Origin of the sequence: Kitasatospora sp. NBC_01302 (assembly GCF_035976515.1) — a bacterium.
Lineage (GTDB): Bacteria > Actinomycetota > Actinomycetes > Streptomycetales > Streptomycetaceae > Kitasatospora.
This window is the reverse complement of record NZ_CP108404.1, coordinates 6125001-6150174: the sequence shown is the minus strand read 5'-3', so window position 1 is coordinate 6150174 and position 25174 is coordinate 6125001. Positions and strand designations below refer to the sequence as shown.

Annotated in this window: 20 protein-coding genes and 1 pseudogene; 7 read left to right on the top strand and 14 right to left on the bottom strand. The window is 72.4% G+C overall.

The window, feature by feature from the left end; genetic code table 11:
• Nucleotides 1-75: 75 nt before the first annotated feature.
• On the bottom strand, nucleotides 76-1596 hold the full coding sequence (locus tag OG294_RS26955) for a gamma-aminobutyraldehyde dehydrogenase (RefSeq protein ID WP_327069125.1): 1521 nt from the start codon (nucleotides 1594-1596) through the stop codon (nucleotides 76-78).
• A gap of 229 nt (nucleotides 1597-1825) precedes the next feature.
• Here OG294_RS26955 and OG294_RS26950 point away from each other — a divergent pair, with 229 nt between their 5' ends.
• The gene (locus tag OG294_RS26950) at nucleotides 1826-3469 is read left to right on the top strand and encodes a PucR family transcriptional regulator (protein WP_327069124.1); all 1644 of its coding nucleotides are present in this window, start codon (nucleotides 1826-1828) and stop codon (nucleotides 3467-3469) included.
• A gap of 36 nt (nucleotides 3470-3505) precedes the next feature.
• Here the strand turns inward: OG294_RS26950 and OG294_RS26945 are convergent, their stop codons facing one another.
• Nucleotides 3506-4864: an aspartate aminotransferase family protein gene (locus OG294_RS26945; protein WP_327069123.1), complete on the bottom strand. Its 1359-nt coding sequence runs from the start codon at nucleotides 4862-4864 to the stop codon at nucleotides 3506-3508.
• Nucleotides 4865-5156: 292 nt separating this feature from the next.
• Between OG294_RS26945 and OG294_RS26940 the strand changes: the two genes are divergently transcribed.
• Nucleotides 5157-6110, top strand: coding sequence for an IS481 family transposase (locus OG294_RS26940; protein WP_327069122.1), 954 nt, complete (start codon nucleotides 5157-5159; stop codon nucleotides 6108-6110).
• Between the two features lie 35 nt (nucleotides 6111-6145).
• Here the strand turns inward: OG294_RS26940 and OG294_RS26935 are convergent, their stop codons facing one another.
• Nucleotides 6146-7591 carry a gamma-aminobutyraldehyde dehydrogenase gene (locus OG294_RS26935; RefSeq protein WP_327069121.1) on the bottom strand — a complete coding sequence of 482 codons (1446 nt, stop codon included), beginning with the start codon at nucleotides 7589-7591 and terminating at the stop codon, nucleotides 6146-6148.
• 334 nt (nucleotides 7592-7925) lie between these two features.
• Between OG294_RS26935 and OG294_RS26930 the strand changes: the two genes are divergently transcribed.
• The 4 genes from OG294_RS26930 (at nucleotide 7926) to OG294_RS26915 (ending at nucleotide 12089) form a co-directional block, all read left to right on the top strand.
• Nucleotides 7926-8399 carry an Lrp/AsnC family transcriptional regulator gene (locus tag OG294_RS26930; protein ID WP_035846077.1) on the top strand — a complete coding sequence of 158 codons (474 nt, stop codon included), beginning with the start codon at nucleotides 7926-7928 and terminating at the stop codon, nucleotides 8397-8399.
• Entirely contained in the window at nucleotides 8396-9790 is a 1395-nt protein-coding gene (locus OG294_RS26925) for an aspartate aminotransferase family protein (RefSeq protein ID WP_327069120.1), read from the top strand. Before OG294_RS26930 ends, OG294_RS26925 begins: the two co-directional genes overlap by 4 nt.
• 354 nt (nucleotides 9791-10144) lie before the next feature.
• Entirely contained in the window at nucleotides 10145-10867 is a 723-nt protein-coding gene (locus OG294_RS26920; RefSeq protein WP_327069119.1) for an ABC transporter ATP-binding protein, read from the top strand.
• A 64-nt stretch (nucleotides 10868-10931) separates the two neighbouring features.
• Nucleotides 10932-12089, top strand: coding sequence for a hypothetical protein (locus OG294_RS26915; RefSeq protein WP_327069118.1), 1158 nt, complete (start codon nucleotides 10932-10934; stop codon nucleotides 12087-12089).
• 52 nt (nucleotides 12090-12141) lie between these two features.
• Here OG294_RS26915 and rlmN read toward each other — a convergent pair whose 3' ends face one another.
• The 7 genes from rlmN to OG294_RS41190 all read right to left on the bottom strand — a co-directional run bounded on the left by rlmN (nucleotide 12142) and on the right by OG294_RS41190 (nucleotide 18495).
• A complete protein-coding gene (gene rlmN / locus OG294_RS26910; protein ID WP_327069117.1) occupies nucleotides 12142-13242 on the bottom strand; it encodes a 23S rRNA (adenine(2503)-C(2))-methyltransferase RlmN in 1101 nt (366 codons plus the stop codon).
• Between the two features lie 100 nt (nucleotides 13243-13342).
• Nucleotides 13343-14302 carry a phosphatidate cytidylyltransferase gene (locus OG294_RS26905; RefSeq protein ID WP_327069116.1) on the bottom strand — a complete coding sequence of 320 codons (960 nt, stop codon included), beginning with the start codon at nucleotides 14300-14302 and terminating at the stop codon, nucleotides 13343-13345.
• Nucleotides 14302-14859, bottom strand: coding sequence for a ribosome recycling factor (gene frr, locus OG294_RS26900; RefSeq protein WP_327069115.1), 558 nt, complete (start codon nucleotides 14857-14859; stop codon nucleotides 14302-14304). The genes OG294_RS26905 and frr overlap by 1 nt, the downstream gene beginning before the upstream one ends.
• 74 nt (nucleotides 14860-14933) lie before the next feature.
• Nucleotides 14934-15689: a UMP kinase gene (pyrH, locus tag OG294_RS26895; protein WP_327069114.1), complete on the bottom strand. Its 756-nt coding sequence runs from the start codon at nucleotides 15687-15689 to the stop codon at nucleotides 14934-14936.
• Nucleotides 15690-15956: 267 nt separating this feature from the next.
• Entirely contained in the window at nucleotides 15957-16793 is an 837-nt protein-coding gene (gene tsf, locus OG294_RS26890; protein WP_327069113.1) for a translation elongation factor Ts, read from the bottom strand.
• A 131-nt stretch (nucleotides 16794-16924) separates the two neighbouring features.
• Nucleotides 16925-17815 carry a 30S ribosomal protein S2 gene (gene rpsB / locus OG294_RS26885; RefSeq protein WP_327069112.1) on the bottom strand — a complete coding sequence of 297 codons (891 nt, stop codon included), beginning with the start codon at nucleotides 17813-17815 and terminating at the stop codon, nucleotides 16925-16927.
• 533 nt (nucleotides 17816-18348) lie between these two features.
• Nucleotides 18349-18495, bottom strand: coding sequence for a pentapeptide repeat-containing protein (locus OG294_RS41190; RefSeq protein WP_442789361.1), 147 nt, complete (start codon nucleotides 18493-18495; stop codon nucleotides 18349-18351).
• A gap of 49 nt (nucleotides 18496-18544) precedes the next feature.
• Between OG294_RS41190 and OG294_RS26880 the strand changes: the two are divergent.
• A pseudogene (locus OG294_RS26880) lies at nucleotides 18545-19033 on the top strand (peptidoglycan DD-metalloendopeptidase family protein); the annotation flags it as partial.
• A 137-nt stretch (nucleotides 19034-19170) separates the two neighbouring features.
• On the opposite strand, the gene OG294_RS26875 reads toward OG294_RS26880, so the two are convergent.
• The 4 genes from OG294_RS26875 to OG294_RS26860 form a co-directional block, all read right to left on the bottom strand.
• On the bottom strand, nucleotides 19171-19740 hold the full coding sequence (locus OG294_RS26875) for a TetR/AcrR family transcriptional regulator (protein WP_327071683.1): 570 nt from the start codon (nucleotides 19738-19740) through the stop codon (nucleotides 19171-19173).
• Between the two features lie 136 nt (nucleotides 19741-19876).
• Nucleotides 19877-20725 carry an RNA polymerase sigma factor WhiG gene (gene whiG / locus OG294_RS26870; RefSeq protein ID WP_327069111.1) on the bottom strand — a complete coding sequence of 283 codons (849 nt, stop codon included), beginning with the start codon at nucleotides 20723-20725 and terminating at the stop codon, nucleotides 19877-19879.
• Nucleotides 20726-22324: 1599 nt separating this feature from the next.
• Nucleotides 22325-23542 (bottom strand): DNA-processing protein DprA, encoded by a 1218-nt coding sequence (gene dprA / locus OG294_RS26865; protein WP_327069110.1) that lies wholly within the window; start codon nucleotides 23540-23542, stop codon nucleotides 22325-22327.
• Entirely contained in the window at nucleotides 23539-25173 is a 1635-nt protein-coding gene (locus OG294_RS26860; RefSeq protein WP_327069109.1) for a YifB family Mg chelatase-like AAA ATPase, read from the bottom strand. Before OG294_RS26860 ends, dprA begins: the two co-directional genes overlap by 4 nt.
• Nucleotide 25174: the final 1 nt, after the last annotated feature.

Here is a 25174-nt window from a genome sequence, read left to right as displayed (position 1 = left end):
GCCGACGTTCTGCGAGGAGAGACGGGTCCGGGGTCGGACTCTTACACCGGTTGGCCCGACGCACTCGGAGCCGGCTCAGTCCCGGTCGCCGAAGACGGTCCGGTGCCAGTCCTTCCTGGCCACCGCCGTGGTGTCGAACATGACGTGCTTGACCTGGGTGTACTCGTCCAGCGAGTACTGCGACATGTCCTTGCCGTAGCCGGATGCCTTGTACCCGCCGTGCGGCATCTCACTGATGATCGGGATGTGGTCGTTGACCCAGACGCAGCCCGCCGCGATCTCCCGGGTGGCCCGCAGTGCGCGGTGCACGTCCCGGGTCCAGGCGGAGGCGGCCAGCCCGTACGGCGTGTCGTTGGCCAGCCGCAGCGCCTCGTCGTCGGTGTCGAACGGGAGCACCACCAGCACCGGTCCGAAGATCTCGCCCTGCACCACCTCGCTCTCCTGGGCGGCGCCGGTGATCAGGGTCGGCCGGTAGTAGGCGCCCCGGGTCAGGTCGGTGCCGTCGTGGCCGGTGTCCGGCGCAGCGCCGCCGGTGACGACGGTGGCGCCGTAGCCGCGTGCCCGTTCGACGAAGGCGGCCACCCGGTCGCGATGGGTGTAGGAGACCAGCGGGCCGAGGTCGGTGCGCGGATCGCGCGGATCGCCCAGCCGGACGGCGGCGAACAGCTCGGCGACACCGGCCACGAAGGCGTCGTAGAGCGGGCGTTGGACATAGGCGCGGGTCGCGGCGGTGCAGTCCTGGCCGCTGTTGATCAGCGCGCCGGCCACCGCCCCGTGCACGGCGGCCTCCAGGTCGGCGTCCGCGAAGACCACGAACGGCGCCTTGCCGCCCAGTTCGAGGTGGGTCCGCTTGGCGGTGGCGGCGGCCAGTTCGGCCACTCGCCTGCCGACCGGGGTGGAGCCGGTGAAGGAGACCATCGCCACGTCCGGGTGCCCGGCCAGCCGCTCGCCGACGTCGCGGCCCGCGCCGGTGACAACGTTGACCACACCGTCGGGCAGCCCGGCCGCGGTGGCGGCGCGGGCGAACATCAGCGCGGTGAGCGGGGTGAGCTCGGCGGGCTTGAGCACCACGGTGTTGCCCGCCGCGATGGCCGGCAGGATCTTCCAGGCCGCCATCTGCAGCGGGTAGTTCCACGGTGCGATCGAGCCGACCACGCCGATCGCCTCGCGCCGCACGTAGGAGGTGTGGTCGCCGGAGTACTCGCCGGCGGCCCTGCCCTCCAGGTTGCGGGCGGCGCCGGCGAAGAAGGCCGTGTTGTCGATGGTCCCCGGGACGTCGAACTCGCTGCTGAGCTTGATCGGCTTGCCGGTCTGGGCGGTCTCGACGTGGGCGAACTCCTCGGCCTGCTCGGCCAGCAGGGTGCTGAGGCGCAGCAGCACCTCGGACCGGGCACCGGGCGTGGCCCGTGACCAGTCGGGCAGGGCGGCGGTGGCGGCGGCCACGGCGGTGTCGACGTCGGCGACCGAGGCGAGCCGCACCTGCGCGACCGTGCTGCCGTCGGCGGGGTTGACCACCTCGAACGGCTCCTCGCCGGTGCCCGCGCTCAGCTTGCCGTCGATGTACTGGGCACCGTCCGCGAAGTCGCTCAGGTCCATGTGTCGGCTCTCCTCCATAGGTCCATTCCATCGGCTCCGGTCCGCCGACGATGCCCCTCGGCCGGGAGGCCGGGCAAGGCTCACTCCGACAGCCGAGCCGCCAAGGGGCTTACACAGTGCCAGGGCCGGTTGGCGGCAACAGGTCGTCACGGGGCTGCATGATTCACCTGACACCTTGCTCCCCTCGCCAGTTCCCCCGCCGCCGCCACGCCCAGCCAGGAGGTCCACCGTGCTGCCCACCGTCGCCCGTGTGCTCGATCTGGACGTGATGCGCCGCGGCCTGCCGCAGGTGGTGGCCGGGGCCGACCGGCTGGAGCGGCCGGTGCGCTGGGTGCACGTCAGCGAGCTGCCGGACGTGGCCGGCATGCTGCAGGGCGGCGAGCTGGTCCTGACCACCGGCATCGCGCTGCCCGAGGACCGCGAGGGGCTGGCCCGCTACGTCCGGGAACTGGTCGAGATCGGTGTGGCCGGGCTGGTGGTGGAGTTCGGCCGCCGCTACTTCGACACCCTGCCGCGTGCCCTGGTGCACGCCGCCGAGCAACGCGGTCTGCCGCTGATCGTGCTGCGCCGGGAGCTGCGCTTCGTGGCGGTGACCGAGGCGGTGCACGCGCTGGTGGTGAACGCACAGCTGGAGCAGTTGCGCGCCTCCGAGGCGGTGCACCAGGTCTTCAACGAGCTGGCGGTGGAGGGGGCCGAACCGGCCGAGGTGCTGCGCCAGATCGCCCGGATGGCGGGGGCGCCGGTGGTGCTGGAGAACCTGAGCCACCAGGTGCTGGCGCACGATCCGGCCGGGCGGACCGAGGACGAGCTGCTGGACCGCTGGGAACGCCGCTCCCGCGCGGTGCGGCCGGCCGGTCGCACCGGCCACGACCCGCGCAGCGGCTGGCTGGTGACGGCGGTGGGCGCCCGGGGCGAGGACTGGGGCCGGCTGGTGCTGGTCGAGGAGCCGGGCGCGCTGCCCGACCAGGAGGCGCACCCCTGCACCATGCTGCTGGAGCGCGGTGCGGCGACGCTCGCGCTCAACCGGCTGCTGGTGCGCGACCGGGAGAGCCTGGAGCGGCAGACCCACCGCACGCTGCTCGCCGGGATCCTGACCCACGCGCTGACGGTCAGCGAGGTCGCGCTGCGGGCGCAGGCGCTGGGCGTGCCGCTGGAGGGCCGGCGACTGGTCGGGGTGGTGCTGCGCCGGCGCGGCGGCCCGCTGCCCGCCGCGCTGGAGGCCCAGGCCCGGCTGCGGGACTTCACCGAGCTCGCGGCCACCGCGGCGCGCGCCAGCCGGCTCCCGGCGCTGGTCGGCACGCTGGACGACGAGGGCGTGGGGCTGCTGATCGCGCTCGGCTCGCAGCAGGACGAGCACGCCGCGCTGGAGGCCTTCTCGGCGGCGCTGCGGCGGTTGGTGACCGACGGCGGCAAGGAGACGGCCGCGCCGGTGGTGGCGGTGGGCTCCTCGGTCGGCTCGGTGCGCGACGCCCGGCGCACGCTGATGGAGGCCACCCAGGTCGCGGATGCGGCGCTGCACGACGCACCGGGCGCGCGGGCCGCCTCGTACTACCGGCTGCCGGACGTGCGGCTGCGCGGGCTGCTGCACCTGCTGCGCGACGACGCCCGCCTGCAGACCTATGTGGAGCGCGAGCTGGGGCCGCTGCTGGCCCACGACGCCGAGCACGGCTCGCAGTTGGTGCAGCTGCTGCGGGTCTACCTGGAGCAGGGGCGGAACAAGTCGGCCGCGGCAGATGCGGCGCATCTGTCGCGGCCGAGCTTCTACGACCGGCTGCACAAGGTGGAACGGATCCTGGCGGTGGACCTGGACCAGGTGGAGTCCTGTCTGTCGCTGCACGTCGCCCTGCTGGCGCTGGACGCGGTGCGGCGCTGACTCCCGGGCGGGCGGCCGGCCTGCCCGCCGTGCGGATCAGCCCACGTGGGCGTCGGCCACCGCGAGCGCCTCGTCGAGCAGCGCGAGGCCGGCCCTGGTCTCCTCGACGCTGACGGTGCACGGCGGCGCGACGTGCAGGCGGTTCATGTTGAAGAACGGCCACAGCCCGCGCTTCTTGCAGGCCGCCACGAACTCGGCCATCGGCGTGTTGGCCGCGCCGCTCGCGTTGTACGGAACCAGCGGCTCGCGGGTGGCCCGGTCGCGCACCAGGTCCAGTGCCCAGAAGACGCCCAGACCGCGCACCTCGCCGATCGAGGGGTGGCGTTCCGCCAGCTCGCGCAGGCCGGGGCCGAGCACGTTCTCGCCGATGTGCTTGGCGTTCTCGACGATGCCCTCCTCGGCCATCACGTTGATGGTGGCCACGGCGGAGGCGCAGGCGAGCGGGTGGCCGGAGTAGGTCAGGCCGCCGGGGAAGGGTCGCTCGGCGAAGGTGGCGGCGATCTCGGCGCTGATCGCCACCCCGCCCAGCGGGACGTAGCCGGAGTTGACGCCCTTGGCGAAGGTCAGCAGGTCCGGGACGATGCCCCAGTGGTCGGCGGCGAACCACTCGCCGGTGCGGCCGAAGCCGGCCATCACCTCGTCCAGGATGAAGACGATCCCGTGGCGGTCGCAGATCTCCCGCACCCCTGCGAGGTAGCCGGGCGGCGGCACCAGGATGCCGGCGGTGCCGACCACCGGCTCCAGGATGATCGCGGCGACCGTGGCCGGGCCCTCGAAGGCGAGGGTCTGCTCCAGGTGGGCGAGCGCGCGCTCGCACTCCTGCGCCTCGTTCTCGGCGTGGAAGGCGGAGCGGTACAGGTGCGGTCCCCAGAAGTGCACGATCCCGGAGGTACCGGTCTCGCTGGGCCAGCGGCGCGGGTCGCCGGTCAGGGCGATCGCGTTGGCGGTGGCACCGTGGTACGAGCGGTAGGTGGCCAGGACCTTCTGCCGGCCGGTATGCAGCCGCGCCATCCGCACGGCGTTCTCCACCGCCTCGGCACCGCCGTTGGTGAAGAAGATCTTGTCGAGGTCGCCGGGAGTGCGCTCGGCGATCAGCCGGGCGGCCTCGCTGCGCGCCTCGACCGCGAAGCCCGGCGCCAGCGTGCAGAGCTTGCCCGCCTGCTCCTGGATCGCGGCGACCACCTTGGGGTGCTGGTGGCCGATGTTGGTGTTCACCATCTGGGAGGCGAAGTCGAGGTAGCGGTTGCCCTCGTAGTCCCAGAAGTACGAGCCCTCGGCGCCGGCCACCGGGAGGGGGTCGATCAGGGCCTGGGCGGACCACGAGTGGAAGACGTGCGCGCGGTCGGCGGCCTTGACGGCCTGCCCGGCGGCGGGATCGGCGGTGGGGATGCTCATGCCCGCCAGCGTAGGGAGCGGGCCCGCCGACGGGGAGCGGCATCTTGTCAGGTGGTCACCGGGAACGGCGACAGGGTGGAAAGCCACAAGCGGGCCCGGGGAACACCCCGGGCCCACTTGGAGGAAGAACCGATCAGAGCGCGGTCATACTGCGCTCAATGGTCATGACCCGCTAGATGTACTGACCACGGAGGTTGGTGACAGAGCTCACGGCTGGGTGATCTTGAAATGAGTGAGGGCCTTCTGGCTCGGTGTGGATTGCGACATCTACCCGGCACCCAGAAAGGCCCTCATGCCACACCGTAACGCACCCCTGACCGAGACCGGACGCCTGCGCCTGGCCCGCTGCGTGGTCGAGGACGGCTGGCCCCTGCGCCGGGCCGCCGAACGCTTCCAGGTCTCACCGACCACGGCCAAGCGCTGGGCCGACCGCTACCGTGCGCTCGGCGAGGCCGGGATGGTCGACCTCTCCAGCCGGCCCCACCACAGCCCCCGCCGGACCCCGACCCGCACCGAGCGGCGGATCATCAAGGTCCGCGTCCTGCGGCGCTGGGGCCCGGCCCGCATCGCCTACCTCCTGCGACTCAACCCGGCCACCGTGCACCGGGTCCTGACCCGCTACCGCCTCGCCCGCCTGGCCCACCTCGACCGCGCCACAAGTCGGCCGATCCGACGCTACGAACACTCGGCACCAGGCGAGTTGATCCACGTCGACATCAAGAAGCTCGGCAACATCCCCGACGGCGGCGGCCACAAAACCCTGGGCCGCCAGGCCGGCCGCAAGACCCGCTCCGCAGCCGGATACAGCTACCTCCACAACGCCGTCGACGACCACTCCCGCCTGGCCTACAGCGAGATCCTCCCCGACGAACGCAAGGAGACCGCCACAGCGTTCTGGACCCGGGCGAACGAGTTCTTCGCCCGGGCCGGGATCACCGTGAAGCGCGTGCTGACCGACAACGGCTCCTGCTACAAGTCCCACCCCTGGCGCGACGTCCTCGCCGCCGCCGGGATCACCCACAAGCGCACCCGGCCCTACCGCCCGCAGACCAACGGCAAGGTCGAACGCTTCAACCGCACCCTGCTCGACGAATGGGCCTACGCAAGGCCCTACCGCACCGAGCAGGAACGACGCGACGCCTACCCCACCTGGCTCCACACCTACAATCACCACCGCGGACACACCGCACTCGCAGGCAAGCCACCCGCCAGCCGCGTCCCCAACCTCACGGGTCAGAACAGCTAGAGCGCGGTCATACAGCGCTCAACGGTCATGACCCGCTAGAGCGCGGTCATGACGTGCTTGATCCGGGTGTAGTCCTCGAACCCGTACGCCGACAGGTCCTTGCCGTACCCGGACTTCTTGAAGCCACCGTGCGGCATCTCGGCGACCAGCGGGATGTGGGTGTTGATCCAGACGCAGCCGAAGTCCAGCCGGCGCGACATCCGCATCGCGCGCGCGTGGTCCTTGGTCCACACCGAGGAGGCCAGCGCGAACTCCACACCGTTGGCGTAGCCGACGGCCTGGTCCTCGTCGGTGAACTTCTGCACGGTGATGACCGGGCCGAAGACCTCGTTCTGGATGATCTCGTCGTCCTGCTGCAGGCCCGAGACGACGGTCGGGGCGTAGAAGTAGCCGACCTCGCCGACCTGGTGGCCACCGGTCTCGACCTTGGCGTGCGACGGCAGCCGCTCGATGAAGCCGGCCACCTGCTGGAGCTGGTTGGCGTTGTTCAGCGGGCCGTAGAGCACATCCTCGTCGTCGATCCCCCCGGTCTTCGTCTCGGCGGCGGCCTTGGCCAGCGCGGTGACGAAGGCGTCGTGGATGGACTCGTGCACCAGCACCCGGGTGGCCGCGGTGCAGTCCTGGCCGGCGTTGAAGAAGCCGGCCACCGAGATGCCCTCGACGGCCTCGGCGATGTCGGCGTCCTCGAAGACCACCACCGGCGCCTTGCCACCGAGCTCCAGGTGGACCCGCTTGACGTCCTTGGCGGCGCTGCCGGCCACCTGGATGCCCGCGCGCACCGAGCCGGTGATCGAGGCCATCGCCGGGGTGTGGTGCTCGACCATCAGACGCCCGGTCTCGCGGTCGCCGCAGATCACGTTGAAGACGCCGGCCGGCAGCTCCAGCTCGGCCAGGATGCCGCCGATGATCTCGGCGAGCAGCACGGTGGAGGCCGGGGTGGTGTCGGAGGGCTTGAGCACCACGGTGTTGCCGGCCGCGATCGCCGGCGCGAACTTCCAGACGGCCATCATCATCGGGTAGTTCCACGGCGCGACCTGGGCACAGACGCCGACCGGCTCGCGGCGGACGATCGAGGTCATCCCGTCCATGTACTCGCCCGCGGCCTTGCCCTCCAGCAGGCGGGCGGCGCCGGCGAAGAAGCGGATCTGGTCGGCCATCGGGCCGATCTCCTCGGACTTGGTCAGCCCGCGCGGCTTGCCGGTGTTGCGACACTCGGCGTCCACCAGCTCGTCCGCGCGCGCCTCGACGGCATCGGCGATCTTCAGCAGCAGCTTCTGCCGGGTGGAGGGGGTGGCGTCGCGCCAGGTCTCGAAGGCCGCGGCGGCCGAGGCCATCGCGGCGTCGACGTCGGCCGCGCCGGACAGCGGGGAGGTCGCGTACGCCTGGCCGTTGGTGGGGTCGACGATCTGCAGGGTGCGGCCGTCCGCCGCGTCGACGAACTGGCCGTTGATGTAGTTGCGCAGCGTACGAAGGTCGCTCACGACTCTCTCCTCGGGTTGCGGTCGGCGCGGTGGCGGCCGATCCGTCGGGGGGCTGTGCCGGTGGACCGGGCGCGGGTGTCGCCGCCCGGCACCGCCGGTGGGATCCCGGAAGCCGGGTCCGGTGGTCCGCACGATGGGCCGGTGGTCCACTGGTGGGGAGCGTACGCCCAAGGGGGTGGCGCGCGCGTGACCCCGCCAGAGTAGCCGCAACCTTGCCGGTATCGACATAGGGGCGCATCAATCGCAATGAAATCCGCGCCGTTTTCAGATCACGGCAACGAAATCAGCAGTAGGACCACTTGCGTGCACACCGGCGATCGGGCACAGTGGCCACGTGGCCAACCGCGACCGGAACAGCAGCGTTCCCCTCGACTCCGTCTCCAAGGCGATCATCGAGCAGCTGCAGGAGGACGGCCGCCGTGCGTACGCGACCATCGGCAAGGCCGTCGGCCTCTCCGAGGCCGCCGTCCGGCAGCGGGTCCAGAAGCTGCTCGACCAGGGCGTGATGCAGATCGTCGCCGTCACCGACCCGCTGACCGTCGGATTCACCCGACAGGCGATGGTCGGGATCACCGTCGAAGGTGACATCGAGCCGATCGCCGACGCGCTGGCCGCCATGGACGAGGTCGACTACGTGGTCTGCACCGCGGGCTCGTTCGACCTGCTGGCCGAGCTGGTGTGCGAGGACGACGAGCACCTGCTCGAAATGATCAACAAGCGAATCCGTGCGCTTCCCGGCGTGCGGAGGACCGAGAGCTTCGTTTACCTGAAGCTCCGGAAACAGACCTACACCTGGGGCACCCGATGAGCGCCGACCCGGCACCGAAGGACCTTTCGAAGACCGCCTACGACCACCTGTGGATGCACTTCACCCGCATGTCGTCGTACGAGAACTCGCCCGTGCCGACCATCGTCAAGGGCGAGGGCACCTACATCTGGGACGCCAACGGCAAGAAGTACCTCGACGGCCTCGCGGGCCTGTTCGTGGTGCAGGCCGGCCACGGCCGCGAGGAGCTGGCCGAGGCCGCCGCCAAGCAGGCCAAGGAGCTGGCCTTCTTCCCCGTGTGGAGCTACGCCCACCCGAAGGCCGTCGAGCTGGCCGAGCGGCTGGCCAACTACGCGCCGGGCGACCTGAACAAGGTCTTCTTCTCCACCGGTGGCGGCGAGGCCGTCGAGACCGCCTGGAAGCTCGCCAAGCAGTACTTCAAGCTGACCGGCAAGCCGACCAAGTACAAGGTCATCTCCCGTGCGGTCGCCTACCACGGCACCCCGCAGGGCGCCCTGTCGATCACCGGCCTGCCGGGCCTCAAGGCCCCGTTCGAGCCGCTGGTGCCGGGCACCCACAAGGCGCCGAACACCAACATCTACCGCGCCCCCGCCTTCCTGGCCGGCCCCGACGGCACCGTCGACCCGGAGGCCTACGGCCGCTGGTGCGCCGACGAGATCGAGGTCGCGATCCTCAACGAGGGCGCCGAGACCGTCGCCGCCGTCTTCGTCGAGCCGGTGCAGAACGCCGGCGGCTGCTTCCCGCCGCCGCCCGGGTACTTCCAGCGGCTGCGCGAGATCTGCGACCGGCACGACGTGCTGCTCGTCTCGGACGAGGTCATCTGCGCCTTCGGCCGCCTGGGCACCATGTTCGGCGCCGACAAGTTCGGCTACCAGCCCGACATGATCACCTGCGCCAAGGGCATGACCTCGGGCTACTCCCCGATCGGCGCCACGATCATCTCGGACCGCCTGGCCGAGCCCTTCTACAAGGGCGACAACACCTTCCTGCACGGCTACACCTTCGGCGGCCACCCAGTCTCCTCGGCGGTCGCGCTGGCCAACCTCGACATCTTCGAGCGCGAGGGCCTCAACCAGCACGTGCTCGACAACGAGTCGAAGTTCCTCGGCACCCTGAACAAGCTGCGGGACCTGCCGATCGTCGGCGACGTGCGCGGCAACGGGTACTTCTACGGCATCGAGCTGGTGAAGGACAAGGTCACCAAGGAGTCGTTCAACGACGAAGAGGTGGAGCGCGTGCTCTACGGCTTCCTCTCGAAGGCGCTCTTCGACAACGGGCTGTACTGCCGTGCCGACGACCGTGGCGACCCGGTCATCCAGCTGGCCCCGCCGCTGATCTCCGACCAGTCGACCTTCGACGAGATCGAGCAGATCCTGCGGGTCAGCCTCACCGACGCGTGGAACAAGATCTGATCACCCGGACCTGTTGATGCCGCTCGGTGACCTGCGCCGAGCTGCGGGCGGGTACCGCCTCGTTCCTCGGCGATCCCCACCCTCCGCTAGTCGCAGGTCAGTCGCGGGCTGACCACCCTCACACCGCGGGGCGGTCCCGCGCAGTCCCCTTCCCGGGGCTGCCGGGACCGCCCCACGGTGTTTTTCTGATTGATCTGCTGATAGTTCGTCCGGGTTTACCCCAGCTACGTCCCGTGTGCCGCAACCGCAACGCGACCTTGTCGTTCTAATCTGACGACTGTCATTCCCCTGCTCCGGACCGCACCTCCCGTGCGGCACCCGTGCAGAGCCCTCTCGGACCGGCGGAGGAATTCCATGTCAGCGGCCCCGCCCGACAACGACGTGCTGTGGGCCCGGGGGATCGTCAAGTCCCACCAGGGGACCCCGGCGGTGCGGGACGTCTCGATCGCCGTCCGGGAGGGCGAGGTGCTCGCCATCACCGGCGCCCGCGGCTCGGGCAAGTCCACCCTGATCGGCTGCCTCTCCGCGCTGCTGCCGGTGGACTCCGGCGAGGTCTGGTTCAACAGCTCGCCGGTGCACACCCTGAGCCGGGCCGGACGGGAGAAGCTGCGCCGCGACCGGTTCGGCTTCGTCGGCTCGCAGCCCCACCTGGTACCGGAACTGACGGCCCGGGAGAACGTCGCCCTGCCCCTGCTGCTGGCCGGCTCCGGCCACAAGGCCGCCTACAGCGCCGCCGACGACTGGCTGGAGCGGCTCGACGTCACCGACTGCGCCAAGCGCCGCCCCGCCGAGCTGATCCAGAGCCAGCGCCAGCGGATCGCGGTGGCCCGCGCCCTGGCCCCGCTGCCCCGGGTGGTCTTCGCCGACGACCCGACCGCGCCACTGCACCGCGAGGCCCAGGACCAGGTGCTGCGGATACTGACCAGCGCCGCCCGCTCCCACCAGCTCACCCTGGTACTGGCCACGCACGACCCGGAGCTGGCCAGGTACGCGGACCGGACCGTCGCGCTGGTGGACGGCCGCACCCCGGCCCCCGCCGCTCCGGTGCGCCGCGCGGCGGTTCCGGCCGGCCACTGACCGACTGCCCCGCTGCGCCCCGCACCACCCCACCGGTCACCGCGAAGGACTGAAGGACTATCAGGTGTTCTACTTCCGCCTGGTCAGGGGATACCGGGTCCTGGACCTGGGCCGCTGGCTGCTCACCGCCGCGGCGGCCGCCGTGGTCGCCGCCTTCCTGCTGCGGGCACTGGGCCGCGCGCTGAGCGACCCGCCGGGCAGCGGCGAGACGGTGGAGCGCCTGCTCTGGTGCCTGCCGCCGCTGGTGGCGATCGCCTGGTTCACCGCGGCTGCGGCCCGGGCCCTGCCCGCCCAGCGCCCCGAGCGGATGGCCGGGCTGACCGCCGCGGGAGCCGGACCGCGGCGGCTGCGGCTGCTGATCGCCGGCGAGACCGCGCTGGCCTGCGCCCTGGGCGCGGTGGCCACCCTGCTGCTCTTCCTGGTGCTGCGCAACAACATCGCCGGCCCGGGCCTGGCTCCCGAGCTGGGCATGGGCGTGCCACTGCCGCCGGCCGCGCCGGTGGCCCTGCTCGCCCTGCTCCCGCTCGCCGGCGGGCTCGCGGCAGCCGTGGCCGTCCGGGGAGCAGAGCTGCTGCCCGGCGGCGAGGAGCAGGCCGCGGCCGAGCGCTTCGGCCCCCTGCGCACCACCCTCGCAGCGCTCCTCGCGTTCGGCGGCACGTTCACCGAGCTGTACGCGCTGCGCCCGGCCGCGGCCTACGATCCGCGCCCGCTGCAGCTGCCCGCCGACCTCGGCCACACCAGTGCCACGCTGCTGGCCGGCTGGGTGGCGGCGGCGCTGGGGCTGGCCCTGCTGACCGGGCCGCTGCTGGCCGGGACCGGACGGCTGATCGCGGTGGGCCGGCCCAGCCCCCGGCGGCTGCTGGCCGGCCGCGGGCTGACCGGCGCGGCCCCCGCGCTCGGCGCTCCGCTGGCGGTGCTGGCCTTCACCATGGCCGTGGTGCTGACCTCGGTACGGCACTGGGTGGCCCCGGGCGCGGACGGCACCGGGCCGCTGCCGGCCACCGAGGCGCTGCTGACCACCGGCTGCGTGGTCGCGGCGGTGCTGGCCCGGCTGACCGAGATCCGGGCCGGCCGGCAGCAGGGCGGGGCCGCCCTGCTGCGGCTCGGCGCGCCGCCGCGGCTGCTGTTCGGGGCGGCCCTGCTGCGCTGGGCCGCCGCCGGCAGTGTAGTGCTGGCCACCGGCGCACTGACCGCGGTGCTGGGCGCGGGGATGCTCTCCTAGCGCCCGTCCCGGCCCCGGGCCGCTCGCCTGCCGGGCCGCCTTCCGCGGTGCGTCAGCCGGCGGCCGCGAGCTGGCCGCAGGCGCCGTCGATCTCCTGACCGCGGGTGTCGCGGACGGTGGTGGGCACCCCGTGCGCCTCCAGCCGGCGGACGAACTCGCGCTCGTCCTCGGGCCGCGAGGCGGTCCACTTGGAGCCCGGAGTCGGGTTCAGCGGGATCAGGTTGACGTGCACCCGGTGGCTCCTGATCAGCCGGCCGAGCAGGTCGGCCCGCCAGGCCTGGTCGTTGATGTCCTTGATCAGGGCGTACTCGATGGAGATCCGCCGGCCGGACTTCTCCGCGTAGTTCCACGCGGCGTCCAGCACCTCGGCGACCTTCCAGCGGGTGTTCACCGGAACCAGCTCGTCGCGCAGCTCGTCGTCCGGGGCGTGCAGCGAGAGCGCCAGGCGGCAGCTCAGGCCCTCGTCGGCCAGCCGGTTCATCGCCGGGACCAGGCCCACGGTGGAGACCGTGATGCCGCGCTGGGAGAGGCCGAAGCCGTCCGGGGCCGGGTCGGTCAGCCGGCGGATCGCGGCCAGCACCCGGTTGTAGTTGGCCAGCGGCTCGCCCATGCCCATGAAAACCACGTTGCTCAGCCGCGCCTCGCCACCGGGGATCTCGCCCGCCTTGAGGGCGCGCATCCCGGCCGCGATCTGCTCGACGATCTCGGCGGTGGACAGGTTGCGGGTCAGGCCCGCCTGGCCGGTGGCGCAGAACGGGCAGTTCATGCCGCAGCCGGCCTGGGAGCTGATGCACATCGTCACCCGGTCCGGGTAGCGCATCAGCACCGACTCGACCAGGGTGCCGTCGAAGAGCTTCCAGAGCGTCTTGCGGGTGGTGTCGTCGTCGCACGAGACGTGCCGGACCACCGACATCAGCTCGGGCAGCAGCGCCGTGACCAGCTTCTCGCGCCCGGCGGCCGGAATGTCGCTCCAGGCGGCCGGGTCGTTGCTGAGCCGGGCGAAGTAGTGGTTCGCCAGCTGCTTGGCGCGGAAGGGCTGCTCGCCCAGCTCGGCGACGGCCTCCTTGCGCTCGGCGGGGCTGAGGTCGGCGAGGTGTCGCGGGGGCTTGGCGCCACGCGGCGCGACAAAGGTCAGTTCTCCGGGTGCAGGCATGGTCCGTCCAGTGTCGCAGATGGCCGAAGGCCCCGGACGCGGTGCGTCTGGGGCCTTCGGGTGCCGTCCGCAGTGCGGCGGCGGGGGTGGGCCGGGTCGGTCAGCTGCCGACGAAGGCGGTCAGCAGCAGCCAGACCACCGGGGCGGTCGGCAGCAGCGAGTCGAGCCGGTCCATGATGCCGCCGTGGCCCGGCAGCAGGGTGCCCATGTCCTTGATGCCGAGATCACGCTTGATCATAGACTCGGCCAGGTCGCCGAGGGTCGCGATGACCGCCGCGCAGCCGCCCAGGATCAGGCCCTGCCACCAGTGGCCGTCATCGATGATCCACTGCATCAGCAGCGCACCGGCCAGCATCGACAGGCCGATCCCGCCGGCCAGGCCCTCGCGGGTCTTGCCGGGGCTGATGGTCGGCGCCAGCTTGTTGCGGCCGAACTTGTAGCCGACCGCGTACGCCCCGGTGTCACTGCAGATGGTGACCACCAGGAAGAGCACGATCCGCTGCGGACCGTCGTGGGCGGAGAGGAGCAGGGCCACGAAGGTGGCCAGAAAGGGCACGTAGAAGGCGGTGAAGACACCCGCGGTTATGTCGCGCAGGTAGTTCTCCGGCGGCGCGCTCATCCGCCAGATCATCAGTGCCAACGCGGTCAGTGCGAGCGCCGCCGCCGCGCCCTGCGGGCCGATCCAGTACCCGGCGGTCAGCATGCCCACCCCGCCGAGCAGCAGCGGCAGCAGGGCGACGTTGACGTCCTTGCGCTCGGCCAGCCGGCTGGTCAGCTCCCAGCTGCCGACCGACGCCGCCGCCACCACCACGATCAGGAAGAGCACCTTGACCACGAACAGCGAGACGATGATCACCGCTCCCAGTCCCAGCCCCACCCCTATCGCGGCGGGGAGGTTGCGGCCGCCACGCTGCTTGCGAGGCTGCTGCGGCTCGGGCTGGGCCACCGGACTCTCCTGCGCTGGGGGTAGGGACCCCCGGTCCACCTGCGGCGGGCGCGGTGTCACGGGGGCCTGCGGGGTTGCGCCCCTTTCGCCAGGGGCTTGGGGAGCGTCGTTCATCAGACTTCGAGGAGCTCGGCTTCCTTGTGCTTCAGCAGCTCGTCGATCTGCGCCACGTAGCCCGCGGTGGTGTCGTCGAGCTCCTTCTCCGCGCGGCGGACCTCGTCCTCGCCGGACTCCTTGTCCTTGACCAGCTTGTCCAGGGTGTCCTTGGCCTTGCGGCGGATCGCCCGGATGGAGATCTTGGCGTCCTCACCCTTGTTGCGGGCGACCTTGATGTAGTCCCGGCGGCGCTCCTCGGTGAGCTGCGGGAAGTTCACCCGGATGATGTTGCCGTCGTTGGACGGGTTGACGCCCAGGTCGGAGTCGCGGATCGCCTGCTCGATGTTGCGCAGAGCGCTCTTGTCGAACGGGGTCACCACCGCCATCCGGGGCTCCGGAACGGCGAAGGAGGCGAGCTGGTTGATCGGCGTCGGGGCGCCGTAGTAGTCCGCGACGATCTTGGCGAACATCGCCGGGTGCGCCCGGCCGGTGCGGATGGCGGCGAAGTCGTCCTTCGCGACCGTGACGGTCTTCTCCATCTTCTCCTCGGCCTCGAGGAGGATCTCTTCGATCACAGTCTGCTCCCTGTCCGGTTGCCTTGGTGGCGTTCTGACGGTCCGTACGGCCTGGCCGTGCGGATGATTGCTGCTCAGGCCCGGACGGAATCCTGGCTGATGAGTGTGCCGATCTTCTCACTCTTCACCGCGCGAGCGATATTGCCCTCCGCGAGCAGCTCGAAGACCAGGATCGGCAGGCCGTTGTCCTTGCACAGGGTGATCGCGGTGAGGTCGGCGACCTTGAGGTCGCGCGAGATGACCTCGGAGTACTCCAGGGCGTCGAAGCGCACCGCGTCCGGGTTGGTCTTGGGGTCGGAGTCGTAGACACCGTCGACGCCGTTCTTGCCCATCAGCAGCACCTCGGCGTGGATCTCCAGGGCACGCTGCACGGCGGTGGTGTCGGTGGAGAAGTACGGCATGCCCATACCCGCTCCGAAGATCACCACGCGGCCCTTCTCCAGGTGCCGGACGGCGCGCAGCGGCAGGTACGGCTCGGCGACCTGTCCCATCGTGATCGCGGTCTGGACCCGGGTCTCGATCCCTTCCTTCATCAGGAAGTCCTGGAGCGCCAGGCAGTTCATCACCGTGCCGAGCATGCCCATGTAGTCGGAACGGGCCCGGTCCATGCCCCGGACCTGCAACTCCGCGCCACGGAAGAAGTTGCCCCCGCCGATGACCACCGCGACCTCGGTGCCCTGCCGGACGACCGTGGCGATCTCACGGGCGATCTTGTGGACGACGTCGGGGTCGACGCCGAGGCCGCCTCCGCCGGCGAACGCCTCACCGGACAGCTTGAGCAGAACACGACGGCGGGCGCCGTCCTGCGCGGACTCCTGCGTCTTCTGCATGGACTTCTCCTTCTACACCTGCTGGTTCACAGGTATGTCACCTGCTGGCACACGGGCCGGGGTGTGCGGCCCCCGGGCCCGGACGCGCGGCCCGCAGGGCCTGCCGGAGCACCCGGCGGCCCGCGCGTACACGCGAGGAGGCCACTGCCGCGGGAACCGGTACGGTCTCCTGCACGGCAATGGCCTCCTCGTCGTTCTGGTGCCGACTCACTGATGGACAGCGGCGGCCGCGGTTCCTACCTTAGGCGGGAACCAGATGAACGTGGCTCAGGCGCCGACGCGGAAGCGGGCGAAGCGCTTGAGGGCGACGCCGTTCTCCTCGAGGACCTTGGCGACGGACTTCTTGTTGTCCTTCGCGAAGGCCTGCTCCAGGACGGAGTTCTCCTTGACGAAGCCGGTGACGCGACCCTCGACGATCTTCGACAGGGCGGCCTCGGGCTTGCCCTCCTCGCGAGCGGTGGCCTCGGCGACGCGGCGCTCGTTCTCGAGCACCTCGGCCGGGATGTCCTCGCGGGAGAGGAACTTCGGCGCGAAGGCCGCGATGTGCTGCGCGACGTCCTTGGCGACCTCGGTGTTCTCCTTGTCGAGCTCGACCAGGACGCCGACCTGCGGCGGCAGGTCGGGCGAGGTGCGGTGCAGGTAGACCGCGACGAAGCCGTCGGCGAACTGGGCGAAGCGGTCCAGGACGATCTTCTCGCCCAGGTTCGCGTTGGCCTCGTCCACGAACTGCTGGACGGTCTTGCCGGCCTCGATCTCGGAAGCCAGGGCGGCCTCCAGGTCGGCCGGGGCGGCCTTGGCGAGGTGCGCGGCGATCGCGTCGGCGACCGCGACGAACTTGTCGCTCTTGGCGACGAAGTCGGTCTCGCACTTGAGCTCGACCAGCACGCCGGACTTGGCGTCCTCGGCGATCAGGGCAACGACGGCGCCGTTCTCGGCGGTGCGGCCCTCACGCTTCGCGACACCCTTGAGGCCCTTGATGCGGATGAGCTCAAGAGCCTTCTCGACGTCGCCCTCGGCCTCGTCGAGAGCCTTCTTGCAGTCCATCATGCCGGCGCCGGTGAGCTCACGGAGCTTCTTGACGTCCGCGGCGGAGATGTTCGCCATGGTGTGAATCTCTTCTCGCGTCTCGCGTGTCTGCGGGGTGGGTGCGCCGGGGCTCATGGTTCAGCCCCGGCACGTGGAGAGAGGGGCACTCGCCGGTGTTCACCGACGAGCACCCCTCACCCTTCGGTGCGTCAGGCCTGCTCGGCCTCGGCGGCCGGAGCCTCGGCGGCGGGGGCCTCGGCGGCGGGGGCCTCGGCAGCGGGAGCCTCAGCGGACTCGGCGACGGGGGCCTCGTCGGCCTTCTTGTCACCGGTCGCCAGGAGGTCCTGCTCCCAGTCGGCCAGCGGCTGGTCGGCGCCCGGCTCGGCCTTGACGTCGCCCTTGGCGACACCGGCACGGGCCTTGAGGCCCTCGGCGACGGCGTCGGCGATCACACGGGTGAGCAGGGTGACGGAGCGGATCGCGTCGTCGTTACCCGGGATCTTGTAGTCGACCTCGTCGGGGTCGCAGTTGGTGTCGAGGATCGCGACGACCGGGATGTTGAGCTTCCGGGCCTCGCCGACCGCGATGTGCTCCTTCTTGGTGTCCACGATCCAGACAGCGCTGGGGACGCGCTGCATGTCGCGGATACCGCCGAGGGTCTTCTCCAGCTTGTCGTGCTCGCGCTGGAGGACCAGGAGCTCCTTCTTGGTCAGGCCGGAGCCGGCCACGTCCGAGAAGTCCAGCTCGCCGAGCTCCTTGAGGCGCTGCAGACGCTTGTAGACGGTGGAGAAGTTGGTCAGCATGCCGCCGAGCCAGCGCTGGTTCACGTAGGGCATGCCCACGCGAGTGGCCTGCTCGGCGATGGCCTCCTGGGCCTGCTTCTTGGTGCCGACGAAGAGGACGCTGCCGCCGTGGGCAACGGTCTCCTTGACGAACTCGAACGCGCGGTCGATGTAGTTCAGCGACTGCAGCAGGTCGATGATGTAGATGCCGTTGCGCTCCGTGAAGATGAAACGCTTCATCTTCGGGTTCCAACGACGGGTCTGGTGACCGAAGTGGACGCCGCTCTCCAGCAGCTCCCGCATCGTGACGACGGCCATGGCCGCGCTCCTCAGGTGTTGCGCCCGGCTCGTCGTTGCTGCCTGTTGGCACTCGGCGACTACCGGGTCTGCCTCGGTTGTCCGTGCCGGTCGGGTGACCGTCACGCCTGACGCCCCGACGTGCCGAGCCGTCCGGGCCTGGGCGGCGGGGCCGCTTACAGGCTCGGGGGACCGAGCGGCACTCGCACCGGGCGGGGCGGCGGACCGGGCCTGGGGGCGGTGGGCCGCGCGCTTGATCGCCGGTGGCGGGGCGTGCGAAGTCGACCCGAGAGACCGGGTCGCGTTGTGAAGTGTACGGGAAGCGCCGCGTGACCGGCGACTCTGCGGTCAAGGGGCTGGCTCAGGGGCCGCTGAGGGGCTGTCCGGGGGCAGGCTGGGGGCTTGCCCAGGAGGGGCTGGGCGGGGCCGGCTGGGCGGATCACGCGAGCTGATGATCGGGTCGTCGGCTCGCAGATGCGGCTGTACAGGTGAGAGGCACTGTGCACAGGGCCCGGGTTGTCCACAGATTTCGGGACGGGGGTGGTGACGGCGAGCTACCGGGCGGAGCCTCGCGGCATGACTACTCCGCTCAGGTCCGCTCCCCTGCGGTCCGCACTCCTGAAGTCCGCACTCTTGAAGTCGGCACTCCTGAAGTCGGCACTCCGCCCCCGTTCCCTTCCTTCCGTCCTCGGCTCGCTCATCCGCTTCGGCTCTCTTGTCACCGGCGGCTCCCGCTGTGCCGGGCGCACGGTGCTCCGCGTGGCGGCGTGCTCGGCCCTGGTGCTGACCGCCTGCGCCGGGCCGTTGCCGGCCAGCGCCCGGGCGTCGCCGCTCGTGGGCGGCGCACCGCATGGTCCGGGTCCCGGCCCCGGCCCCGGCCCCGGGCGAGCTTGGCCCCTGGGCGGTGCGGCCGGGGTGCTGCGCCGGTTCGCGCCACCGCCTGCGGCATGGGCGGCCGGGCACCGCGGCGTCGATCTGACCGCTGCAGCAGGCGAGCCCGTCCATGCCGCCGCGGCGGGGGTCGTCGCCTTCTCCGGCGAGGTCGCCGGGCATCCGGTGGTGACGGTGCTGCACCCGGGCACCGGCACGCCGCCGCTGCGCACCACCTACCTGCCGGTGCTCGACGGCGCCGCGGTGGGGACACCGGTGGCGGCCGGTGCCGTCATCGGCCGCCTCGCGCCGGGGACTGGGCACTGCCCGGCGAGCTGCCTGCACTGGGGGCTGCTGCGGGGCGGGCGCTATCTCGATCCGCTCGCGCTGCTCGGGGCCGGACAGGCACGGCTGCTGCCCCTGCGCCCGGCAGAGCGGATCGCCGTTGCCGCGCCGCGGCCCCTCGCTCTCGCGCCGGGTGGGCGCCCGTCGGCGGGTGCGGCCGATCAGTTCGCGGGCGTGGTGGCCAGGCCGCGCAGGGCCAGTGCCACGGCGGTGTCGGCGATCAACTCGCGCTCGGCGGCGGACCGGCCCTCCGAGTATTTGACGGCCGACTCCACCACACCCTGGAGCAGGGTCGCTGCCAGCCGCGGATCCTGGTGGCCCAGCGCGCTCAGGGCCTCCACCACCAGCCCGACCAGCCCTGCGTGGGCGACCCGGATCCGGTTGCGCGCGGCCTCGTCCAGCTCCGCGGCGGAGAGCGCCACGATGGCCCGGTGCCGCGGATCGCCGGCCAGCACGAGCTGACCGCGGATGTACGCGGCCAGCTGCTCGTCCGCGCTGTCGCAGGCGGCCATCCCGGCCTCGATCTCCGCCGCCCAGAGCGGGAAGTCCACCTCGCAGAGCTGCTCCACCACGGCGGCCCGCGATCGGAAGTACTCGTACACCGACGAACGGGCCAGCCCGGTCCTGGCGGCCAGGGCCGGGAAGGTGAGCGCTTCCATCCCGCCTTCGGTCAGGAGCTCGCGGGCGGCGTCCAGGAGGGCGGCACGCTGCAGTTGGCGGTGCTCGGCCAGGGTGGCAGCTCGGATCTTCGGCACCCTCCCACTGTACGGAGCCCATCTGAGAGCCGAGCCCTCGGCGCACCCGCCGGGGCGGGTGGCCGACCCGGCAGCACACCCCCTGGCATCGAGCCGGCCGACGGGCGGGCCGTCAGCGCAGATCGGAGAGCTTCGCCCGCAGCTGGAGGACCGACTTGGTGTGGATCTGACTGACCCGGCTCTCGGTCACCCCGAGGACCTGACCGATCTCGGCAAGCGTCAGGCCCTCGTAGTAGTAGAGCGTCACCACGGTCTTCTCCCGGTCCGGAAGCGTGTTGATGGCCCTGGCCAGCAGCTTGCGCAGCTCACGGTCCTCGGCGACCTCGACCGGGTCGTCGGCGCCCGTGTCCTCCAGGGTGTCCATCAGACTCAGCCGTTCGCCACCCTCACCGGCCGGGTGGAGCAGTTCGTCCAGCGCCACCACGTTGGCGAGCGAGAGCTGACTGAAGATCGCGTGCAGGTCCTCGATCGCGATGCCCATCTCCGCGGCCACCTCGGGCTCGTGCGGAGTCCGTCGCAGCCGGGCCTCCAGGGCGGCATAGGTCCGCTCGACCGCCTTGGCCTTCTGCCGGATCGAGCGGGGGATCCAGTCCAGGGCCCGCAATTCGTCGATGATCGCGCCGCGGATCCGGCTGATCGCGTAGGTCTCGAACTTGATCGCCCGGTCCAGGTCGAACTTCTCGATCGCGTCGATCAGCCCGAAGACACCGGAGGAGACGAAGTCCGCCTGCTCGACGTTGGCGGGCAGGCCGACGCCGACCCGGCCGGCCACGTATTTCACCAGGGGCGAGTAATGGAGGATCAACTGCTCGCGGAGGTAGGGGTCACCGCTGCCCTTGTAGGAGCGCCAGAGCGACTCGAGTGCGCTCTGTCCGCCTGTACCCCGCGCACCCGGCCGCGCGTCGGCCGCGCGGGCCGGAGTGCAGGCGGCCACCGTGGGGGGCGCGGTGGTGGAGGGCACGCGGCCCGAGGGCGGGGTTGCTGACGACTGGGCAGGTGTCGGCGGGGCGGCCGGTGTCGCGGCAGCTGGCGGTGGGGTGCCGGCCGGTGGCGGCGCAGCCTGCTGACCGAGCCGCGGCCGTGCCCCGGTGGCGGGTTCGGCAGCACCGGGTGGGCGGCCGGGGCCGCTCTGCCCCCCGGACGGCCTGGCCGGTGCGGGCACCGCCACCGCCGGATCCGCCGGCAGCGGTCGCGGACCGCAGTCGGCCCCCCGCCCTGCCGAGCCGGTCGGCGTCGGGGGTGCCGGGGCGGAAGGGCGGTCCCGTCCGGCGTGCGGCCCGGGCTCCGCGGCGACCCGGGCCGCACCGCTGCCGCCGACGCTCTCGCCCTGCCCCCGCCGGGCCGGACTGCGGTCCGGCCCGCGTCCGGGTGCCGGCACCGAGGCCATCCCGGGCACCCCGGACGCTCTCTGCGCCACCACTGCGGCCCGCCCCGCCGCACGGCCGATGGCCCGGTTCCCGCCTGCCTCCGCACCGGCGGGCACGATGACGCTCTGCCCGCGCGTGGCGTCGATCCGGCGTGCCCGTGCTGCGTTGCCCGGGCCGGCTCCGGGGACCGCCTGCTGCTCGGGGCTGCGCCCAGGCGCGGGGAGCGCATGCGGGAGAACGTGTGGCGCCCGCGGACCTGGCACGTCCTCACGTCGCCCGGTGGGCGGGACGGCCGCCGGAAAGGCCGGCTGGTCCGCTTGCGGAGCCGGGGGTTGCTCGGCGGAACCGGCCGGGTGGTGCTGCTCAGGGTCGGGCGCCGGGCCGGCGCCGAGGCTGGGGTCGGCGAGCGGTCTCGCGGGCGGGCCGAGTTCCGAGACCGGTGGACGGCCCACAGGGGGGAACGGCGTGGCGTTCGGCCTGGGCAGCCGGGCGGGCGACTCGGCACGGGTGTCGCCTGGCAGCGCCGGCCGGGCCGGCCGAGCTGCCACCGGCGCTGCCCGGCCGGCAGCGCCCACTGCGGCGCCCACTGACGGCTGGTCGGCCGAGGATCTGCGCGGCTCCCGGGCGGATGGCTCCCCGGAGAGTGCTTCCCTCGGGTGCGCGGTGCGTTCGGCCGCGCGCCCGGTCGGCTCCGGCGCGTTCAGCGCCCGCCCTCCGACGACCGCGCCCCCTGCCTCCGCGCCCGGTGCGCTGCGCCACTCGGCGCCGTGCTCCGGGCCCAGAGTGCTTGGCGGGACGTCAGCTCCGGACAGCGGCACGGCGACGCTCGGCGGATGACTGCTCGACAGGACGGGCTTCGCGGGCTGGGCGTCGGTGCTGAGTCGCGAGTCGGTGCCGGAGCCCCCCGAGGGCAGGCCGGCACTGGTCACCCTGTGTCCGGGAATGTGTGTGGGCATACGTGGGTCTGCGCCGTTCTGCCGAGTCATGTGCTGATAGGGAAGCCATAGCGAGCGTAGCGTGACCGAGTCGATGCGCTGTGCTACCACCACCTGGCCGTCGCTCGTTCCGGTGGCGTTCACTCCGTCGTGGGAACGGGCGCGCACGATTCGGGACCTCCGGGGCGGCGCCGTCGCGCGGTGCGGATGCCCGTGACCGCACCAACGAGCACCGCGCACCTCACGATTCGTCAGCCGTCAACGGATCACCCTCCAGTGCGATCCCACGCGTTGGACGAAGCCCAGCGAACAGAGTCCGTAGAGCTCCTTGCGGACCTGATCGGCGGGGAAACCGGTGCGCAGCACCAGGTCAGGGACCGATGCGCCGGCCGGCCCGCCCGGGATCGCCTCCAGCAGCTGAGCGGCGGCGTGGTGGAGCAGGTCCCTGGGGCGGGGCCGGGAGTCGCGCGGTGGGGCGAGGTCCGCGCCGATCGAGCCGATCTGCTCGGCCACCTCCGCCGCGTCGGTGACCAGCGTGGCGCCACCGCCGCGGATCAACGCGTGCACACCGGCCGAGAGCTCGGAGGTCACCGGCCCGCACACGCCCATGGTGTGCCGGTTGAGCTCCTGGGCGCGCCGGGCGGTGCTGAGCGCGCCGCTGCGCACCGCCGCCTCGACGACGACGGTCCCCCGGGTCAGCGCCGCCAACACCCGGTTGCGGAGCACGAAGCGGAAGCGGTTGGGATGCTCCCCCGGCGGCAGCTCGCTGAGCAGCTGGCCCTGTTCGGCGATCCGGCCGATCAGTTCGCTGTTGCCGCGCGGGTAGCGCACGTCCACTCCACAGGCGAGCACCGCCACCGTCATACCGCCCACCGCGAGCGCGCCGCGATGGGCCGCCGCGTCGATGCCGTAGGCCGCCCCGGAACAGACCACCCAGCCGCGCTCGGCGAGTGCGGCCGCGAGCTCCGTGGCGACGTGCGCGCCGTACGCCGTGCAGGCGCGGGCGCCGACCAGCGCGACCGAGCGCAGGGCGAGCAGCCGGAGCGAACCGGTGCCCAGCACCCACAGGCCGATCGGCTGGGCATCGGCCAGGTCGGCCAGCTGGCTGGGCCACTCCGCGTCGGTGGGGACGAGGAAGCGGCCACCGATCGCCCGCAGCCGTTCGAGGTCGGCGACCGGATCGGTGAGTGCCAGCCGCCGGCGCAGCACCTCCAGGCGTTGCTGATCGAGGCTCAGCTCGGGCACCTCCTGCCCGGTCCGCACCAGCTCGATCAGTTCGGCCGCGGACCGCGAGCGCAGCCACCGGCCCACCGCCGTGGTGCCGGGCTCGACCAGCCGGGTCAGCGCGACCCGGGCCAGCCGCTCCTCCCCCGGGAGTGCCGCCCGGACGGCACCCGCACCGGTGTCGGCACCCGTGCGCGGACCGGTGCCGGCCGTGAGGTCCAGCGCGGTCTGTCTCTCTGCCCGCTCGGTCATGGCCGCCCTCCCAAGGGCCTGCTCAGCGGCGCCCCCAGCGATCGGACACCGCTCGGAAAGCCACGCCGCAGCACCAGGGCCGCCTGCACCTCGGCGGCCCCGGGGGCGTCGCGGCCTGCCAGGTCGGCGATGGTCCAGGCCACTCGCAACACCCGGTCCAGCCCGCGCGCGGTGAGGTGGCCGTGCTCCATCTCGCGCTCGGCCTCGGTCAGCGACCCCTCCAGTGGCCGCCAACGGGTGCGCAGCTCACGGCCGGGGACCTCGGCGTTGGTGCGCCACGGCGTCCCGGCGAGGCGGGCCGCGGTGCGCTCCCTGGCGGCCCGGACCCGGGCGGCCACCACGGCGGTGCGCTCGGCCGAGCTGTCCCGGTCCAGCAGTGCGGCCCGGGTCACCGGCTCGACCTGGACCCGGAGGTCCACCCGGTCCAGCAGCGGCCCGGACAGCCGCGCCTGATAGCGGCTCACCATGGTCGGCGTGCACTCGCACCCCTCGCCCCGCCGGGAGTGCCGGCCGCACGGACACGGATTGGCCGCCAGGCAGAGCAGGAAGTTGGCCGGCAGCCGCAGCGAGCCCGCCGAGCGGGCGATCACCACCTCACCGGACTCCAGGGGCTGGCGCAGTGCGTCCAGGACCCGGACCGGGAACTCCGGTGCCTCGTCCAGGAAGAGCACGCCGCGGTGGGCCAGCGAGACGGCGCCCGGGCGGGGCAGTCCGCTGCCGCCGCCGATGATGGCGGGCATCGTGGTGGAGTGGTGCGGGGCGCAGTAGGGCGGCAGGTCGACGAGTGGACGCCCGGCGGGCAGCAGTCCGGCCACCGAGTGCACCGCGGTGACCTCCAGCGCTTCGGTCCGGGTCAGCGGCGGGAGCAGCCCGGGCAGGCGCTCGGCGAGCATCGTCTTGCCGGCTCCGGGCGGACCCTTGAGATAGAGGTGGTGGGCGCCGGCGGCGGCGATCTCCAGCGCCTGGCGGGCCTCCTCCTGCCCGGCGACGTCCGCCAGGTCGGGGCCGAACTCGGGGTCGGTGGTGGTCCGGCGCACGGCGGCGCCCGGCAGCAGCAGGCCGGACATCAGCGGGTCGGGGCTGCCGGCGACCGGATCCGGCGGCTCCTCGGGGACGGGCGCATCGGTGAGCAGGGCGATCAGCTGGCGCAGGCTGCGCACGCCGAGCACCGAGACGCCGGGAACCAGCGCCGCCTCGGCCGCGGTCTGCTCGGCGACCACCACCTGCCGGTAGCCGGCATCGGCGGCCGCCAGCACCGAGGGCAGCACGCCGCGCACCGGGCGGACCCGGCCGTCCAGCCCGAGCTCGCCGATGACCAGCAGGTCGGCGATGGCCTCCGGCGGCAGGCGCTCGGCGGCGGCGAGCACCGCACAGGCCACCGCGAGATCGAAGCCGCTACCGCTCTTGGGCACCGAGGCGGGACTGAGCCCGACCGTGAGCTTGCGCTGCGGCCAGCTCTCCCCCGAGTTCACCACCGCCGCCCTGACCCGGTCGCGGGCCTCACTGAGCGCCTTGTCGGGCAGCCCGACCAGGGTGAAGGCGGCCACGCCCGGTTCGAGGTCGGCCTGCACCTCGACCACGACGCCGTCCACCCCGATCAGGGCCACCGAACAGGTTCGCGCGAAGGCCATC